Raw genomic sequence first — 19,420 nt, 5'->3', positions numbered from 1 at the left:
TTATCGTTTTTCCCAAACCCAAGCCTCAATATTTCCGTGCTTTGATTGAATTTCAGCATAAGCATTTTGAGCTTCTTTAACAGAATTGTACTCACCGGCAGAAATTCTGTACCTTCCTTTGCTCGGAACATGAATAATACTTGTACTTATCCCTTTATTTGAAAATCGTTTTTGTTCTTTTTTTGCAGATGTTTCGGTTTTAACACTTCCCACAATAATATAATACTTCCCGCCTTGTGCAGGTGAGATATTAGTATTTGTAACAACTTCTTCAACTACCGCTTCTTCCTGTGTTTCATTATTAACTATAACTTCTTCTGTTGCTGTATTATCTTCAACAACCTCATTGTTTTCTGATGTATTTTCCTCACTATCAGCACCCTCATCAACAATACCATCTTCGTTGTTGTTAATGTTTTCTGTAATAACGGCAGAAGTGTCAATCACATCATTATTTTCTTCAGGTTCAATAATATCATAATTCTCTTTATCATTACCTCCGAATAAATTTGATATTTTTGATTTTACAACGGTTAATTTCTCTGTAGAGAAACTATAACCTTTTTTCCATAAATCCGGCTTGAAGAAATAAACTGCCGTAAGCATTAATGCAACAGCACCGATAAAAATTAAAAATATTAATAAACCTTTTCTTTTCTTTTTTGGTTTCCCGTCTGTACTTTTAACCTTAGTCTGTTTTTTAACAACTTTTTGTTTTACTGTTTTTTGTTTAACCGGCTTTTCTTTTATAACGACTTTTTCTTTAACCGTCTTTTTACTAACCGGCGGCGAAGTTACCGATGTGTTTATACTTTTTTCTCCCAATGAAACTGTCGGCAAACCGAACGAATCCAATAAAAGGTTATCTTCTGATAAAAATGAAAAATCTAATTTCCCGTCAGGTTTTTTGCTGAACTTCCCTAAATCTTTAAATTCAACTGTTTGATTTGACGATAATTTTGCATTTATCATTTTTACATACTCTTGAATTTGCTCTTTTGCATTATCTAATGAAATCCCCTCTTGTTCTGCCATGTGTTTTGCAAGTAAACCGGCATCTTCTTTAATATTTTCGTCAAAAACGGCAATTTTTACAGGGGGTTTCATCGTTTTAGTTTCGGCATCATATTTTGCCGAAATATGTTTAGACATAAAAGTTCCGAATCCTGCTAAAATTACTCTTTCATTAGACTTTAAAAGATTTTTGATGTGTTGACTTATTTCCATTTGATATCAGATTTTTAACAAACTTACACATTTTTTTTAACATACACAAAACAGCCCATAAAATAAGGCTTTAAAACCTAAAAACAATAAATCTTTTTAATTTATAAGATATTATCCTAATTCTCTGTAATATTTATATTTTTGAAGAAATTATATATATTAAAAATGGCAAAAATATTAGTAACCGGCGGAACAGGTTATATAGGCTCACACACATCAGTTGAACTGTTAAATGCCGGATTTGAAGTTATAATTATTGATAACCTTTCAAACTCAAATATTGAAGTTTTAGACGGAATAAAGAAAATTACGGGGAAAAATCCCGAATTTCATAAAATTGATTTAACAGACCCCGGTAAAACAAATACATTTTTTAACTCTTTTAAAGAAATAGACTCTGTTATTCATTTTGCCGCATATAAAGCAGTAGGCGAATCTGTTTCAAACCCTTTAAAATATTATGAAAACAATATTAGTTCATTACTTAACATTCTAAAAAACATACGAAAACACAGTATTAAGAGTTTGGTTTTTTCATCATCTTGTACAGTTTACGGACAACCGGAAAAACTTCCTGTTACAGAAGACTCTCCTGTTTTAAAGGCGGACTCTCCTTACGGAAATACAAAACAAATTTCAGAAGAAATTATTTTTGACTTTGTAAATTCGGTTTCATTTTTTAACAGTATTTGTTTGCGATATTTTAATCCCATCGGAGCTCATGAAAGTGCTGAAATAGGAGAACTTCCTATCGGCACACCGGATAATCTTGTTCCGTATATTACACAGACTGCCGCCGGAATAAGAAAAGAATTAAGTATTTTCGGAAACGACTATGATACGCCTGACGGAACAGCAATAAGAGATTATATCCACGTTGTTGATTTGGCAAAAGCTCATGTTACGGCTCTAAACAGATTGTTAAAAATGAAAACCAAGAAATCTTTTGAAGTTTTTAATCTGGGAACAGGCAAAGGAAATACTGTTTTGGAAGTTGTCAATACTTTTGAAAAGGTTACGGGCATTAAATTGAATTATAAAATAACAGCAAGGCGAAAAGGAGATATTGAAAAAGTATGGGCAGATACAAGCCTGGCAAATAAAGAATTAAGCTGGAAAACAGAAAAATCATTAGCGGATGCCTTAAAATCTGCATGGGTTCGTGAAAAAAAATATAGAGGATTATAATTATTGTAAATGAGATACACTTTACTAATACTGTTTTTATTGAGTTCTTACTTTGTTTCAAAAGCACAAGTATCAGATAAACCTGAAATGCGTGCTGTCTGGATTGCTACGGTTAAAAATATTGATTTTCCTTCTTATGCAAAACTTACAGTTGACGAGCAAAAGAAAGAATTTACGGATATGCTCGATAAGTTTTCTGATGTCGGGATTAATGCAATTATGTTTCAAGTAAGACCGGCTGCTGATGCTTTTTTCCCTTCCGAATTTGAACCTTGGTCAGAATGGTTAACAGGCAAACAAGGAAAAGCTCCCGAGCCTTATTACGACCCTTTGGAATTTATGATTGAAGAGTGTCATAAAAGGAATATCGAATTTCATGCATGGATTAATCCTTTCAGGGCAGTTGCAACAATTGAGTTTGCAGATATTGCAGAAAATCATATCACAAAAACAAAACCTGAATGGTTTTTTACTTATGATATAAACAAATACTTTGATCCGGGAATTCCGGAAGTAAGAAATTATGTTCGTGATATTATTGTTGACATAGTTAAACGATATGATATTGACGGCGTGCATTTTGACGATTATTTTTATCCTTATCCGAAGCGTGATTCTTATAACAGGATTATGAAAATACCGGATAACAAGACATTTCAAAAATACAAAGGAGAATTTGAGGATATTGCCGATTGGAGACGAAATAACATGGATTTATTTATTGAAGAGGTAAATAAAGGAATAAAAAAAGCCGACCCGAATATGGTATTCGGGGTTGCTCCTTCGGGAGTTTGGAGAAATAAAAGCCAAGATCCTGACGGCTCAAACACAAGAGCATTGGCACATTACGATTATTTATATTCTGATGTTATAGCTTGGTTGAGAAACGGATGGATAGATTATGTTGCCCCTCAATTATATTGGCCCATAGGACATAAATATGCCGACTATAAAACTCTTGTTGACTGGTGGAGTAAACATACATACGGAAAACATTTGTATATAGGACATGCAGTTTACAGAACAGGAAAAGATGCAAGTTCGGCAACTTGGAGAAACCCGAATGAAATTCCTAATCAAATAAGAATTATCAGAGAAAACCCAAATGTAAACGGAAGTATTTTTTACAAGGCAAAGTCATTGACAGAAAACAGATTAGGGCTTTTAGATTCTTTGAAAAATAACTTTTACGCAATTCATGTTCAAACACCTGAAATGCCGTGGTTAAAACAAATTGACACAACAATAATTGCAAATAATACAGATAATAATTCACAACAAGATACTTCTGACAACCTTGAAATGATTCCTGTTGAAATTCTCACACAAAAATTAGGAAATAAAATTGTGTTATCTTGGAAAACTGATATTGATACTTCTCAAAAAAAAGAGCATATATATAATGTATATAAATTCAGAAAATATGATTTCAAATATGCAGATGAAAATGACATTTTTAAAACAACAAAACAAGATTTTATTGTGATAAAACGAAAGCGATTTAAAATCTTCAGAAAAGAATATAAGTTTGTAGTAACTTTTGTTGATAAATCCGGAAACGAAAGCTCCGGCAGTAATGAAATTTCAATAAAATTGTAAAAACAAAAATTTACACCACATTAACATCAAAAAAGCTGAATACATCTATGGATTCTAGGAAAATAGAGAACTAAAAATCAATTTTATTGTTTATCATTTCTCATAAAAATGCATCTCTTTCATATATCTCCAAGCACGTTCCGGCATAAAAAATCGAATATCTTTTTTTTCTTTTACAGCTTTGCGTATAAATGTTGAAGAAATTTCCATTAAGGGAGCTTCAACAATTGTAATATTTTCAACATCATTAAACTCGGAAGTATCAAAACCAGGACGAGGATAAACGTAAAGATTATGATTACCAATTATTTGCTTTGAATTTTTCCATTTGTGAAAACTTTTAAAATTATCACAGCCCATAATTAATGAAAATTCTTTTTCAGGATATTTTTCCTTAAGATATGTCAATGTATCTATAGTATAGGAAGGTTTCGGCATTTTAAATTCAATATCGCAGGCATAATATTTATTTGTATCGCCTATCGCTTCTTTAACAAGTGCTAAACGATGGTAATCTTCCAACAAACTTGCTTTTTCTTTAAACGGATTTTGCGGACTTACAACAAAGAAAATTTGCTCCAAACCGGTAAACTCCAATATGTAATTTGCAATAATTAAATGCCCGTTGTGCACAGGGTTAAACGAGCCGAAAAATAAACCTGTTTTGTTTTTTTTGTATTTCTCAACTCTGTTATTATCAGGAATAAAAATATCTTGTATAGTTTTATCTAAAATCATTTTATCATAAAATCAAACATCTGCTTTCCCTCTAAATAACCTTTTAAATTATCGCCTGTTTTAACCTCTCCTACTCCGGCAGGTGTTCCCGTAAAAATTAAATCTCCTATTTTTAAAGGAAAAAACGTTGAAATATAACTTATCAACTTATCGAATGAGAAAATAAGGTCTTTTGTATTTCCGTTTTGAACAGTTTCTCCGTTTAGGTTTAATTTAAAATTTATATCACTTGGTAAATCTTCTTTATTAATGAAATTATCAGACAAAGGTGCTGAATGTTCAAAACCTTTTGCAATTTCCCACGGATGCCCTTTTTCTTTGCATTGCCTTTGCAAGTCTCTTGCCGTAAAGTCAATTCCGAGACCTATTTCCGAATAATATCTGTGTGCAAATTTTTCTTCAATATGTTTTCCCAAACGATTTATTCTTATTACAACCTCAGTTTCATAATGAATTTCATTCGAAAAATCAGGATAAAAAAACGGTTTATTTTTATGCAACAACGAAGTTTCCGGTTTCAAAAAAAACATCGGTTTTTCAGGAACTTTGCTGTTCATTTCTTTTGCATGGTCGGCATAATTTCTGCCTATACATATTATTTTCACAATTACATTATTTTTAACAGAGAATTATTTTTGCATTCCGCTTTTTCTCAATTTAATTTCAGTCAACACTTTTTTTGTATAAAGAGGAAAATCAGCATTCATCATCCAGGCAAAATAACCCGGCTCTTTTTCCAAAACTTCTTCTACTGTTTTATTTGCATGTTTCCCGAAACTGAACACCTCTTCTCCTTTTTTATTATAAACGATTCTTCCTGCAAGATCGGCACTTTTTCGGTGATATGAAATCTTTGATAATTCTTCAATATCATTTTCTAAATCATCATACATTTCAATTTGCGATTTTAAAATCTCATAAGTTGCATTTGTATCTGCCTCTGCCCCGTGAGCACCTTCCAGCTCTTTTTTACAATAAAACTTATATGCGGCAGATAATGTCCTTTGCTCTTTTTTATGATAAATAACCTGAACATCAACAAACTTTCTGTTTTTAACGGAAAAATCAACATCTGCTCTTAAAAATTCTTCCGCCAGAAGCGGAATGTCAAATCTGTTTGAATTATAACCGGCTAAATCACAACCTTCTATAAACTTGACTATATCTTTTGCGACTTGCTTAAAAGTAGGGGCATCTTTTACATCTTCATCAAAGATACCGTGAATTTTAGACGCATCTTTCGGAATAGGAATCGTCGGATTTATCCTCATTGTTTTGCTTTCCGAACTTTGATTCGGGTTTATTTTTAAAATTGCAATTTCAACAATCCTGTCTTTACTTACATCAACACCCGTTGTTTCAAGGTCAAAAAATGCAATCGGTTTTTTTAAGTTTAATTCCATTTGTTTTTTATGTTTTACGAAGAATCTTTTATATTATTTGAATTAACAAAAGTAATAAAACAATGGAGATTATTGAAAATATTATCTAAAATGCAACAGATTATTCCTTAATGTTGTCATAGTTTTTTAAATTTGTATCAAAATAAAAACTATATGAACTCAAAGCCGCAGTATTCTTTTGTTGTTCCTGCCTATAATGAAGAAGCAAATATTATTTCCTTATATGAAAGAATAAAAGTTTTAATGAAAGATACTTCCGACAATTGGGAATTGATATTTGTTAACGACGGAAGTATTGATAAAACACTTTCAATTTTAAAAGAATTAACATATAAAGACTCAAGCGTAAAATATCTTGACTTAAGCAGAAATTTCGGACACCAAGCTGCACTTTCGGCAGGACTGAAGTTTGCAACCGGTGAAGCAGTTATTTCTATGGATTGCGACTTGCAAGACCCTCCGGAAGTTATTCAACAAATGATTGAAAAATGGAAAGAAGGTAACCATATTGTTTATGCTCGCAGAAAAAATTTCAGAAAAGATAACTTTCTTAAAAAATTAGGCTCAAAAATATATTATCGCTTAATGGGAAATTTTACAAGAATAGATATTCCTAAAAACGTAGGCGATTTTCGCTTAGTTGATAAAAAAGTTCTTGCAGAAATAAACCAAATGCCTGAACACTCAAGATACCTCAGAGGAATGGTTGCATGGACAGGCTTTAAACATGCTTTTGTAGATTATCACAGACCTGACAGGCAAAAAGGTGAATCAAATTATACCCTCGGCAAACTTGCAAAACTTGGTATGGACGGAGTTTTCAATTTCTCAATGTTGCCTTTACGCTTAGGGTTTTTATTGGGATTGATTAGCATAATAACAGGTTCCGGACTTTTATTGTATCAAATTATTGATGTGATTATTACGGGGGCTTATTACCATTTATATAAGTGGCTGGTTGTTGTTCTTTTTATTTTTATGGGCTTCATGTTTATGCTGTTTTGGATTATCGGCGAATATATCGGTAAAATATATGATGATGTAAGAAAAAGACCTCTTTTTGTAATAAGTGAAACTAAAAATTTTGAATGAAAATATTGATGTTCAATAATGAATTCCCTCCTCTCGGCGGCGGAACAGGAACGGTTAATCTTGAATTGTTCAATATTTTCAGAAATACCCCCGATTTACATATTGATTTAATAAGTTCGTCAGGAAACAAAAACAAAGAACTCCAACAATTTTCCGAAAATATCAGAATTTTTAAACTTCCCGTCAAAAAAAAAGAGATACATCATGCTTCAAATTTTGAATTAATAAGATATGCTTTAAAGGCTTCTTTTGCCGGCTTCAAACTTCACAAAAAAGAAAAATATGATTTGGTTTTTGTTTGGACAACCGTTCCTGCCGGATTACCGGCTTTTTTCCTGAAAATATTTAAAAAAATCCCGTTTATTGTAAGGGTCGGCGGTCCTGACATCCCGGGTTTTGAGGAACGATATTCTTTTATCTACAAAATTATTTCGCCTTTTATAAAATCAGTTTGGAGAAAATCAGAAATTATTATTGCCAAGTGTAAAACCGAAAAAGATATGATTAAAGCAATAAATCCTAAATTAAAGATTAAAATAATTTACAACGGCGTGGATACCGAAAAATTTATTCCTGCAGAAAAACAGCCGACAGATACTCTGAGAATAATTTGTCCGGCACGACTCATAAAACGTAAAGGGCAATACACATTAATCGAAGCAATTTCAAATTTAAAAAAAGAAGGTATCAAAATTAAAGTTGAGTTAATAGGTGAAGGCGATGAAAAAGAAGCATATATTAAATTTGCAAAAGAAAAGGGTGTTTCTGACCAAATAGTTTTTTCAGGCTACATTCCGAGAAAGAATATGCCGAATAAATACCAAAATGCAAATGTTTTTGTTTTACCTTCTTACAACGAAGGAATGAGCAATGCCTTGCTGGAGGCAATGGCTTGCGGCTTACCGGTTGTTGTTACAAATGTAGGCGGAACTAAAGAGTTGGTTGATGAAAGTAACGGTTTTATTTTTAATCCCGGTGATGTAATTGCTTTAACGAAGATACTAAAACAACTTTCGGGAAATATTAAACAAATTGATAAATTAGGGCAAAATTCAAGATTAAAAGCAGAACAATTTAACTGGGAAAATATTGCAAACAAATATCCGGAACTTTTTAAAACTATATAACCGTAAATTCACAAGAGAAAGCCATTTGTGTTTACACGATAATAAAAATAAAATAAAATGAAAATATTAATTACCGGAACAGCCGGTTTTATCGGATTTCATACAGCAAATAAATTTATTAAAAACGGTTTTGAAGTCATCGGGCTTGACAGCATTAACGATTATTATGATAAAAACCTGAAATATTCTCGCTTAAGCAAAACGGGCATTGTAAAAGAAAAAATTGAATACGGGAAACTTATAAAAAGCAGTAAATTTGAGAATTATAGTTTCATAAAATTGCAAATTGAGGATAAAAACGAAATTCTGAATTTATTCAAAACTGAGAAATTTGACTATGTCTGTCATCTTGCAGCACAAGCAGGTGTTCGATACAGTATTGAAAATCCTTATGTTTATTTTCATTCTAATATTAACGGTTTTCTTAACATCATTGAAGCAAGCAAAAGAAACAAAGTCAAGCATCTTGCATATGCAAGTAGTTCAAGTGTTTACGGTCTAAATAAAGATATGCCTTTTTCAACCTCTCATAATGTTGACCATCCTATAAGTTTATACGCAGCAACAAAAAAATCTGATGAATTAATTGCCCATGCTTACAGTCATCTTTTTAAAATTCCGACCACAGGGCTTCGGTTTTTTACAGTTTACGGACCTTGGGGAAGACCCGACATGGCATTATTCCTTTTTACAAAAGCAATTTTAGAAAACAAACCGATAAACGTTTATAATAACGGAAACATGATGCGAGATTTCACATATATTGATGATATTGTCGAAGGTATTTTCAGAGTTGTTAAAAAACCGGCAAAAGCTAATCCGAATTGGTCAAATAAAAATCCCGACCCTGCAAGTTCTTCCGCTCCGTATAAAATTTACAACATCGGAAACGGCAGCCCTGTGCAACTTATGGACTATATTAAGGCTGCCGAAAAAGCACTCGGAAAAAAAGCAGAAAAAAACTTTATGCCGATGCAACCCGGCGATGTTCAAAAAACATTTGCCGATGTTGAAAGTTTAAAAAAAGACTTCAATTATAAACCCGACACAAGCATTGAAACAGGTGTAAATGAATTCATTAAATGGTATAGAAAGTATTATAAAAAATGAAAAAAATATGCTTTGTCATACCACGTGCTTATTATCTTTTTAATCCGGAAGCAGCCGGCATTAAAGATAAAATCGGAGGTGCTCAAAAGCAAACATATATTTTAAGCACCAAATTAACCGAAGATAAGAACTTTGACGTACATTTTCTTGTTGCCGATTTCGGTCAGCCGGAATACGAAGAAATTAAAAATGTTAAACTTCATAAGTCATTCAATTTCTCAAATAATATATTTAAAAGAACAAAAAACCTTCTGAAAAAGTTGAAAAAAATTAATGCCGAAATTTATATTTTTCGTTCAGCTGATATCGGTGTTGCATTTGCCGTTTTTTATGTTAAAATCTTTCTCAAAAAGAAAACATTGTATATGATTGCCGCAGATGCCGAAACAACAAAAGAACGACAAAAATACCATAACGGATTATTAACGGCTTTTGCAATGAAAAAAGTTTATAAAAAAGCTGATATTATTACGGCACAAACTCAGCAACAATCAAACACTTTTGAAAAAGACAGAAAGCGAAAACCGAATGCTGTGATTAAAAATATCTATTCTGTTGAAAATAATACCCAAATTAAGCAAACAGAAAAGAAAACAATTTTATGGGTAGGAAGATTAACAAAGATTAAAAATCCTGAAATATTTTTAGACTTGGCAAAGAAATTCCCGAACGAACAATTTGTAATGGTTGCTCCCGGTGTAATAGACCATATTGATTACGGAAATAAAATTCAAAAAGAAGCAAAACAAATTAAGAATTTAGAACATATTAATTTTGTCAGTCCGACAGAAATTTCAAAATATTATCAAAAAGCAAAAATATATGTATTAACATCCGACTTAGAAGGTTTTTCAAATACAATGGCAGAAGCAATGATAAACGAATGTCCGATTTTATCTTACAATGTAAATCCTGACGAAATTCTGAATAAATATAAAAGTGGTTTTTGTGCCGGTAAAAATTTAGAAATGTTTTATTCTTATTTTGAAAAACTTAATGCAAATTCAGATTTAAGAAAACAATACGGAAAAAACGGAGCAGAATACATAAAAATAAATCACCAAAAGAACATTATTATTGAGGAATTTAAAATGTTATTGTAACTTTATTATTTTTTAGCATCAAAGAACTAATGAAAAGGACAAGCAAAAAAAACATTCAAAAACCGGAAATTTCAAACAAGAAGCAAAAACAGGAAAATAAATCCAAAAAAACTTCTTTTTTGCAACAAAATCTGAAATATTTATTTCTTGTTTTAATTTTATTCTACATTGCTTCAAATTTTTACGAACAAACTACCGGAAATGCAATTTTTGAAAACTTAAAATCAATTTTGCAAATACCTACAATAATAATTGGTGTAATTTCTCTTTATTTTGACAAAACAAAACTTAACAATGTTATAAACAAGTTATTTGCCGAAAACAAAAAACAATCTTTTTTACAAAAATTTAAAAATCTTTTTACAAAGAAAGAGCTTCCTGCAACAGCACTTTTAATTATAATACTCGGCATTTCTGCATTCTCTCTTTTCTACAAATTAGACCGGTTTGATATTTTTTCTGATGAAGTTCAGCTAACACAAGGAGCTGCCGGTTATTACCACACAGACGAATACAGGCAATGGGATTTTATAAAAAAAGAGCTTGTCGGAAAAGCTTACAACAGAGCAAAACCTCATCAATGGGTTACGGCACAGTCTTATAAATTATTCGGAATAAATACTTGGTCTTCGCGTTTTCCCTCGGCATTTTTCGGTGTTTTATTTATTTTACTTTTTTACTTCATCGGAAAACACTTTGTGAAAGACAAATATACATCATTAATTGCAATTTTCACCTTTGCTCTGTATTTCGAGTTTTTGTTTCTCGGAAGATGGGCTAGAATGTATGCAATGATTTATCCTGTTTTTTTGCTTGCTTTTTATTGGGTTTTTAAATTCCTGACCGAAAATAACTCTTTTCAAATTTTTAATTCGGACAAATATCCGTTTTTACAAAGATATTTTAATTTCAATTATATTTATTTCCCATTTTTGTTAATTTTATTGTATATAGGGTTATATACACATCCGAATATAACGGCAATTTTTCCGGTTTTTTTAATGTTCTTATTAGTAAGTGTTTTTATTTTTCGCATAGAAAAAAAATATTTAACGGCATTTTCAATTGCAGTAACACTTCTTATTTTACAAATACTTTTTCCCTACAAAGTCAATTTCAGTCAATTTACTTTTTTCGAAATAAATAATTCCGAAATTTATAACAAAGCCCTTTTCGGCTACCCTTTTTCAGAAACAATTAATCTGATTTTCATCTTCTTATCAGGAGCAATTCTCTTTATTTCAAAAAACAATAATTTCCGCAAAAGATATCTAATTCTTTTTTCTGTTTTATTTATAATTTGGCTATTATTTTCATATATAATTGACTACGCCCCTTCTTATCGTTATATTTCATTTCTTACGCCTTTTACCGTATTGCTTATTGTAGGAAGTTTTATGCTGATTAATAAAATTTTATATAATAAAATAATTCAAACAATACTTTCATTAATGCTTATTGCTTCCGTCCTTTTAAGCTTTTCAAATCATTACGAAAGTCTGTATGTTACAAACACCTATTCTCCGGCAAAACCTTCGGTTGCTCATAAAAAAGTAGTTAAAAACATTCAAAAAGACGATGTTATTTTTAACCACTGGGGTCCGAAAATGTACCTTTCGGGAATACCTGAGAATACAAAATTTTTAAGTTTAGGCAGCTATCAAGGCAGGAGCTTTTCTGACCTTTATAAAGAAATACAAGAAAATCCGCACGGCTGGTTAATTTGGCATAAATACAATGAAGCACGTTTAGACCCTGAATTAGTAAATTTTGCAAATTTATATTTTAAAAAGTATGCCGGTTACGGAATAGATAATTACGGAGAAGAAGTTTATTATTACAATAAGCAAATGATACAACCGTTAGAATTGTTTCAGTATCAACAATATATGCCGGCTGCAAATTTAAGTTTAAATAACTCTTATTGCTTTGTTTTCGATTTAAAAATAACAAACAACACATCCGAAAATATCTTTTATTTAAATAATAACGACACAAATATTTTAAAATCCTACATAAAGGATAAAAAACTTATTGCAGTAACCTCCGATAAAGACAGTATTAAATATAAAATAAAAACTGATGTATTAAACAGAATATATTTACAAATAAATCCTAAAAAAATAAGTCTAAAAGTAAATAACGAAAACGAAATTACTACAAATATAAATTTAGTGCCCGATTTAGTTAAATTCTCGATAAACCCGCAATTTAACGGATACTTAAACAACATTCGAATTTATGACTTTAATCTTAACACTGAACAAATTAACACAATTCAAAACGATACAAAAATCTCTGAAGAATTAACGGCAAACGGTGATAAATTCAGAACTTTATTTTTATGGAAGAAAAAATAAGTCATAACAGAAAAGTGAAAATTTGTTTTTTTTCACCGGCATCATATCCTTTTTTTGTCGAAAATTCCGAAGTTGCACACGGCGGTGCAGAGTTGCAGATGTTTCTTTGGGCAAGATATCTTTCGGAAAATTCAAACTTCAATATCAAATTTTTAGTCAGAATTAATAAAAAACGTGAAATCAAAAAAAATCACAACGTCAAGTTAATCAACACAATACAACTAAAACAAAATGAATCATTTTTTTTGAAGCTTCTTAACAGCATTAAATACCTGTTTCAACTTATCAGAATAAATCCGGATATAATAATCTGCACTAATGCAAATGCAATTGTAGGCATCAGTGCATTTTATGCAATATTATTTCGCAAAAAATTCATATACAGAACATCAAGTTTAATTGACGTAAACAAAAACTATATAAATTTAAACGGACTTTCGGGGAAATTATATAAATACGGATTAGTTAAAGCTGCAAAAGTTATAACTCAAAATAAAGAACACAAAATATTACTGAAAAAAAATCACAAAATTGAAGCCCCCCTCTTAAAGAATATGATTGAAATTAAAGAAGAAAGTACTTATAAAAAACAATTTATTCTTTGGGTAAGTCGATTTGCCGAAATGAAAAATCCTGAACTTTTTTTACAACTTTCCGGTTTTTTCCCCGAAAGAAAATTTGTAATGATTTGCCCGCATACCGACTCGAATAAACCCGAATGGGAAAAATTGAAAAGTAAAGCCGAAAAGCTTAAAAATTTAACATTTATAAGAAAAGTTCCCTTCTCTGAAATACAAGAATATTTCAATAAAGCTGAATTATTTTTAAACACATCTGATTATGAGGGCTTTCCGAACACTTTTTTGCAAGCGGCACAAAGCAAAACCCCTATTGTTTCACTAAACGTAAATCCTGATAATTTTATTACTGATTATAATTGCGGTATTTTTGCAAACGGAAATTTTGATTTACTTTATTCGAAAATGAAGGAATTGCTGAAAAATAAATCTGAAATAATACAAAAAGGTAAAAATTGTTTTAAATATTTGCAGGAAAACCATGATATAAACATAGCCGGAGAGAAACTAAAATTTGAAATTGAAAATGTTTTATGGTAAAAATTGCTTTAAAAAATATCAGTTTTCTTAAGAAAATGTCAAAAATACCAATTTTGAAACATTTTTTCATTCTTAAAATATCCGAAAATTTCTCTGAAATAGAATCTGATTCAATTCTGAATAAATTTTATAAGGATATTTACGTCAGTAACAAAACATCAAAAAAAACATCAAAAAACCGCTTCTCTGATTTAGACAAAATAAGTTTTGAATTAATTAAAAAAACAGAAAATCCGATAATTCACGATGTTGCCGTATCAAACGGAATAAGTTCATCAGACTTTTGCGACCTTCTAAAAAGCCAAAATCAAAAATGTGATTTTTATATTTCCGATAAGTATTCTGAGGTTTTGGTTAAAAAAGGTTTTATAACAAAAGTTTTCGGAAAAAACAAACAACTGCTTTTTGCTTATATCGGCTGTTTCTTTGCCGGAGATAAAAACACATTCTTCCCGATTACAGTGCTGTTATTCAGAATATTACAAAAGAACAAATTAAGAAACAATTACGATTATCGCTTATTGCTTTTTCACCCGAAAGTTCTGCAAAAAATAGCAGATAATACAATTAAATTTATAGAATACGACATATTTAAAACTGAAATTATCAAAAATTTCACCTTTGTTCGAGTTATGAACATCCTGAACTTCGGTTATTTTTCCGAAAAAAAAATAATATCCGGAATATTAAATATAAAAAAATCAATCAAAGAAAAAGGAATTTTACTTGTGGGCAGAACAAATGCTGACGGTATAAACAATGCAAGTTTTTTCCGTAAAGAAAACGGTAAACTTGTTAAAATAAAAGATATTAATAACGGAAGTGAAATTAAAAGCCTTATTGACAAACTATGAAATTTCTGATAGTCGCACAACGTTTTCATACAAATTTATATTATCGTGCAAAAGCATTGCAAGATGCCGGGCATTCCGTAAAAGTTATTGTGCTTTATAAAGGGAAATCAGAATTTTATGAAGGCATTGACTTAAAGCAAATTTCTCTGTCTTTTTTTTCGAAAACAATACTGAAAATTGTTTCATTATTTAAAAAACAAAGTTTAAAATCAGGCTTCGAGTTAAGAATACAATCTCCGGGAAAAGAACTGAGGCAAATATTCAAAACATACAAACCTGACACAATAATTCTTAAAGCCTACCAAAATGCACTGGCTGTAAAAACATTAGCGGTTGCAAAAAAACATAAAGCAAAAGTGCTGATGCTTACACAAACAACTTTTACGCATATAAAAAAATCTAAATTTCTGTTTCGCTTGAACATAAAGCTTTTTAAATTTCTGAAAGTTTATGCTTACATTACTCCGATTAAAGAAAATTATGATGCTTTTCAAAACTTCGGCATTAAAAACACTTTTTATTTACCGTTTATTTTCCCTGTTAAAGAGAAAATAATTAAGAACGGCAAATTCGAAGAAATAAGAATCCTGTCAGTAGGCAAATTCTTGAAAAGGAAAGACCAACACCTTCTCTTACAGTCTTTTGTAGATTTAAAAAATAAAGGTTATAAGGTAAAGCTTTGTTTTATAGGAGAGCTTGTCAATAAAAAATATCTGAAAACAATGCTTAATTTTGTTAACGAAAATAAACTTTCCGAAGATGTTCGTTTCGAAACTAATTTTCCGTATAAAAAAATCATTGACGAATATCGAAAACACGATTTATTTGTTTTACCTGCTTATGCCGAACCTGCGGCATATTCGCCTGTTGAAGCTATGGCAAACAGGTTACCCGTAATTTGTTCCGATGAAAACGGCACAAAATGTTATATCGAAAACGGGAAAAACGGCTATATTTTTAAAGCTCGAAACCTTAATGACCTAACAGAAAAACTTAAACAGCTAATATCAAACAGGTATGAATTAGAAAAGATGAAAGAAAATGCCTTACTTTCGGCAAAGGAAAATCATAATCCTGAAAAATTTACCGAAAAAATCATTGAAATTATTAAATGAAACGTTGTTACGATAAAAAAAATAACCGATTGGTATATTTCGGAGAATCCTCAAACAAAGATTTTTGGGACAAGCACTGGAACAAAAATACAATAGAAAAACTGTACCCGAAAAAAGTATCATTCTTTGACTATGTCATTAATACAAGCAAAAAATATTTGCCGAAAGGGAGTTTAATTTTAGAAGGCGGGTGCGGAACCGGGCAGCAGGTTTTTAAACTGCAAAATGCAGGTTACAAAGTTATAGGAATTGATTATGCCGAAAAAACCGTTAAAACAGTAAAAAATGCAAAACCCGAATTAAATATTAGCCTCGGAGATGTTCGCAAACTTGATTTTCCGGACAATTATTTTGATGCTTATTGGTCATTCGGCGTAATTGAGCATTTTTATGACGGCTACTTCGATATTATAGAAGAAATGCAACGAATCTTGAAGCCGAACGGTCTTTTGTTTATAACTTTCCCGCATATGAGTAAATTCCGAAAAAGAAAAGCAAAAAAAAATAAATATCCTCTGTGTGAAAAAAAACCGGATAATTTCTATCAATTTGCTCTTGACGAGAAAAAGGTAATTTCAGATTTAAAAAAACATAATTTCAATCTTGTTTCAAAAAAACACCTTGACGGTCTGAAAGGCTTAAAAGATGAAACCGTTTTCATGAAAAAAACTTTGCAAAAAATATATGATAACAGAAAACTACTCAGTCTTATTATCGCAAAAATTATTTCTATAACTTTCGGAAAATTTTCATCTCACTCAATATTGCTTATTTTAAGAAAAACATAACAAATGAAAATATACATTAACGAAAAAGACGGTCACGGCTGGGCTATTGATATGATAAGAAAAGATATTAAAAATGCCTTATCTCGTTTGAATATTCAGGAAACAAGCAACCCGTTGAAAGCAGATATTATTCACAACATTTGGTGGAATAACTTCCTTAAAGTGAGATATTTACCATTAAGATTTAAAAGGAATATAATTCTTACTGCAGTTAATTTTATTGATTTGGAAAATAAAAACTATTTTCTGACAAAAGAGTTTCACAAAGCAAACAAATTTGCAACAGCTTGGATTTCTCCTTCTGAAAAACAAACAAAAATACTTGAAAAATATTGCAAAAAAGTTGTTACAATACCATACTATTTAGATTTTAACTTGTTCAATTTTTCAGAAAATATTAACAAACAAACAATCTATAAAAAATACAATATCCCCGAAAATTTATTGAAAAATAAAGTTGTTATTTCATCTTTTCAGCGCGACAGTTTAGGAAGTGATTTATCAAAACCGAAGTGGCAAAAAGGCCCTGAATTATTAATCGAACTTTTAAAAGATTTACCTGAAAACAAGTTTATTTTACTGCTCTCCGGTCCGAGAAGGCATTTTGTTATAAAACAATGCAAAAAACATAATATTCCTTATTATTATATCGGAAAAGAAATGCCGGGCGACGACATTAATATCAACGGTTTACCTTTCTCGGATATGCCCGACCTATACAGAATTTCTGATTTATATTTAATTACATCAAAATCAGAAGGCGGACCGAAAGCCGTTCAGGAAGCAACAAGCCTGAAAGTTCCGATATTCAGCACCGATGTAGGATTAGCATCAGATTTTATTAACAAAGAAAATATTTTTACCGATACCGAAAAATACAAAACAGCAGTTCTCAATTTTGTAAATAATTACTTGCAAAACCAAAACGCCCGACAATCCACTGTTAATCAGCAATATAATAAGTGCATAGAGTTCTGTTCTTATGAAGTTATTGACAAAAAAATTAAAACCGTTTACGATTATTTGATGAAAAATTAAGCCTTAATGAAAATAAACATTTTTTATAAAATAAATAAAGGTCCTTACGGAGGCGGGAATCAATTTTTAAAAGCTTTACGTGATTACTTTATAAGCATAAATGTTTATGAAGAAAATTCTGCAAATGCCGACATTATATTGTTTAACAGTCATCATAACTTCTCTGAACTTATTAAATTTAAACAAAAACATCCCGAAAAAATCTTTGTCCACCGTATTGACGGACCCGTAACATTTATCCGTAAAAACGATACACAAACCGACCGTTTAATTTATAAAATAAACAACATCATTGCCGATGCAAGTATTTTTCAATCTGATTGGTCAAAACAAAAAAATTACGAACTCGGTATAAAGAAAAAGAAATTTGAAAGTATTATCATAAATGCTCCCAACCCGCTTATATTCAACAATCAAAAAAAAACATCTTTCAATAAAAACAGCAAAGTAAGATTGATTGCAACAAGTTGGTCACACAATCTTATTAAAGGTTTTGAGGTTTACAAATGGCTTGACGAAAGTCTTGATTTCTCAAAATACGAAATGACCTTTTGCGGTAATTCGCCTTTCAAATTTAGAAATATCAGACATATTAAGCCTTTACCAAGCACAAAACTTGCCAAGGAACTAAAAAAACACGATATTTTTATTACTGCATCACAAAAAGACCCTTGTTCTAACTCGTTAATCGAAGCATTACATTGCGGATTACCGGCAATAGTCTTGAACGACGGCGGACATCCCGAAATTATAAAAAAAGGCGGAGTAGTTTTTAACAACAAAGAAGAAATTCCGCAACTCATTGAAATAATTATAGCCGACTACGATTTTTACTCCTCAATTATCAATTTACCGAATATGACAGAAACCGGAAAAAAATATTTTGATTTTATAAAATCTGTCGTTGAGCAAAAAGAAGGGTTTAAAAAACTCAATATTTCGGATATGTTTAGCATTTATTTACAAATCTTAAACTATAAAGTATTAAGCAAAATAAACAGATGATAAATTCGGTTTACACATTTGGCAAATTAGAGAATATTCTTAAAATAAGAGGTAAAGAATGGCCGAAAAGGGGGCAATCGTGGTATGATTTTAAAGAAGGAATAGATGTGTTTTACAAATAACCCGAATTTCAAAAAACCCGCTGTTGCCCCTGACACACAAAAAAGATTAGATAAAATTATAACCCGACCCATTTTTATTTGCGGAAATGAAAAGTCAGGAACAACCCTGCTCACTCAATTGCTCGACGGAAAATCAAACATCTTTGCTCTGCCCGGCGATACACATTTTATCCGCAAATACGGTGAAAACAAAAAACTGAATTTTGAAAACGAAGCAAAACATTGGACAGCACGCATGATTAACCCTACAGGGCAAGCTCCTTTTTTTCCTTTCGGAAAATCAATTTCAGTTTATCAAAACTTTATTAATTAGGGCTTGCTGATTTTCTCGGCCTTAAAAACAGCTTATTTCTGATTTTTTTATTTTATCATCACAAAAATACAAGTCAAAAATTTGGATTTGTGTTTTTGTAAAATTTAAAATCGAAAAATA

At 30.8% G+C, this 19,420-nt stretch carries 18 protein-coding genes; 14 read left to right on the top strand and 4 right to left on the bottom strand.

What is annotated here, in order from left to right; genetic code table 11:
* Positions 1–1,227 carry an SPOR domain-containing protein gene (locus L3J35_10475; protein MCF6366614.1) on the bottom strand — a complete coding sequence of 409 codons (1,227 nt, stop codon included), beginning with the start codon at positions 1,225–1,227 and terminating at the stop codon, positions 1–3.
* A gap of 165 nt (positions 1,228–1,392) precedes the next feature.
* Here L3J35_10475 and galE point away from each other — a divergent pair, with 165 nt between their 5' ends.
* Both galE and L3J35_10465 read left to right on the top strand, forming a co-directional pair.
* Complete coding sequence (gene galE, locus L3J35_10470; protein ID MCF6366613.1) at positions 1,393–2,415, top strand: UDP-glucose 4-epimerase GalE; 1,023 nt, start codon at positions 1,393–1,395, stop codon at positions 2,413–2,415.
* 9 nt (positions 2,416–2,424) lie between these two features.
* Positions 2,425–4,014 (top strand): family 10 glycosylhydrolase, encoded by a 1,590-nt coding sequence (locus L3J35_10465; protein MCF6366612.1) that lies wholly within the window; start codon positions 2,425–2,427, stop codon positions 4,012–4,014.
* A 93-nt stretch (positions 4,015–4,107) separates the two neighbouring features.
* Here the strand turns inward: L3J35_10465 and L3J35_10460 are convergent, their stop codons facing one another.
* From L3J35_10460 to L3J35_10450, 3 genes are read right to left on the bottom strand one after another with little or no spacing between them, the layout of a single operon-like run.
* Entirely contained in the window at positions 4,108–4,752 is a 645-nt protein-coding gene (locus L3J35_10460; protein MCF6366611.1) for a nicotinate-nucleotide adenylyltransferase, read from the bottom strand.
* Positions 4,749–5,357 (bottom strand): fumarylacetoacetate hydrolase family protein, encoded by a 609-nt coding sequence (locus tag L3J35_10455; protein MCF6366610.1) that lies wholly within the window; start codon positions 5,355–5,357, stop codon positions 4,749–4,751. Before L3J35_10455 ends, L3J35_10460 begins: the two co-directional genes overlap by 4 nt.
* Positions 5,358–5,381: 24 nt before the next feature.
* Positions 5,382–6,155 (bottom strand): 3'-5' exonuclease, encoded by a 774-nt coding sequence (locus tag L3J35_10450; GenBank protein ID MCF6366609.1) that lies wholly within the window; start codon positions 6,153–6,155, stop codon positions 5,382–5,384.
* 153 nt (positions 6,156–6,308) lie between these two features.
* Between L3J35_10450 and L3J35_10445 the strand changes: the two genes are divergently transcribed.
* From L3J35_10445 to L3J35_10390, 12 genes are all read left to right on the top strand, one after another.
* A complete protein-coding gene (locus L3J35_10445) occupies positions 6,309–7,247 on the top strand; it encodes a glycosyltransferase family 2 protein (protein MCF6366608.1) in 939 nt (312 codons plus the stop codon).
* A complete protein-coding gene (locus L3J35_10440; GenBank protein ID MCF6366607.1) occupies positions 7,244–8,374 on the top strand; it encodes a glycosyltransferase family 4 protein in 1,131 nt (376 codons plus the stop codon). The genes L3J35_10445 and L3J35_10440 overlap by 4 nt, the downstream gene beginning before the upstream one ends.
* A 57-nt stretch (positions 8,375–8,431) precedes the next feature.
* Entirely contained in the window at positions 8,432–9,484 is a 1,053-nt protein-coding gene (locus L3J35_10435) for an NAD-dependent epimerase (protein ID MCF6366606.1), read from the top strand.
* Positions 9,481–10,587 (top strand): glycosyltransferase, encoded by a 1,107-nt coding sequence (locus L3J35_10430; protein ID MCF6366605.1) that lies wholly within the window; start codon positions 9,481–9,483, stop codon positions 10,585–10,587. The genes L3J35_10435 and L3J35_10430 overlap by 4 nt, the downstream gene beginning before the upstream one ends.
* Before the next feature lie 29 nt (positions 10,588–10,616).
* Positions 10,617–12,947, top strand: coding sequence for a glycosyltransferase family 39 protein (locus L3J35_10425; protein ID MCF6366604.1), 2,331 nt, complete (start codon positions 10,617–10,619; stop codon positions 12,945–12,947).
* Positions 12,932–14,065 (top strand): glycosyltransferase family 4 protein, encoded by a 1,134-nt coding sequence (locus tag L3J35_10420; protein MCF6366603.1) that lies wholly within the window; start codon positions 12,932–12,934, stop codon positions 14,063–14,065. Before L3J35_10425 ends, L3J35_10420 begins: the two co-directional genes overlap by 16 nt.
* Before the next feature lie 53 nt (positions 14,066–14,118).
* Positions 14,119–14,919, top strand: a complete 801-nt coding sequence (locus L3J35_10415; GenBank protein MCF6366602.1) for a hypothetical protein — start codon at positions 14,119–14,121, stop codon at positions 14,917–14,919.
* Positions 14,916–16,034 carry a glycosyltransferase gene (locus L3J35_10410; GenBank protein MCF6366601.1) on the top strand — a complete coding sequence of 373 codons (1,119 nt, stop codon included), beginning with the start codon at positions 14,916–14,918 and terminating at the stop codon, positions 16,032–16,034. Before L3J35_10415 ends, L3J35_10410 begins: the two co-directional genes overlap by 4 nt.
* Positions 16,031–16,822, top strand: a complete 792-nt coding sequence (locus L3J35_10405) for a class I SAM-dependent methyltransferase (GenBank protein MCF6366600.1) — start codon at positions 16,031–16,033, stop codon at positions 16,820–16,822. Before L3J35_10410 ends, L3J35_10405 begins: the two co-directional genes overlap by 4 nt.
* A 3-nt stretch (positions 16,823–16,825) precedes the next feature.
* Entirely contained in the window at positions 16,826–17,860 is a 1,035-nt protein-coding gene (locus L3J35_10400; GenBank protein MCF6366599.1) for a glycosyltransferase, read from the top strand.
* Positions 17,861–17,866: 6 nt separating this feature from the next.
* On the top strand, positions 17,867–18,865 hold the full coding sequence (locus L3J35_10395; GenBank protein MCF6366598.1) for a glycosyltransferase: 999 nt from the start codon (positions 17,867–17,869) through the stop codon (positions 18,863–18,865).
* 105 nt (positions 18,866–18,970) lie between these two features.
* Positions 18,971–19,300, top strand: coding sequence for a sulfotransferase (locus tag L3J35_10390; GenBank protein MCF6366597.1), 330 nt, complete (start codon positions 18,971–18,973; stop codon positions 19,298–19,300).
* Positions 19,301–19,420: the final 120 nt, after the last annotated feature.

The organism is Bacteroidales bacterium (genome assembly GCA_021648725.1).
In the GTDB taxonomy this organism is placed as follows: Bacteria; Bacteroidota; Bacteroidia; order Bacteroidales; family JAADGE01; genus JAADGE01.
This window is presented reverse-complemented; position numbering and strand designations above follow the sequence as displayed.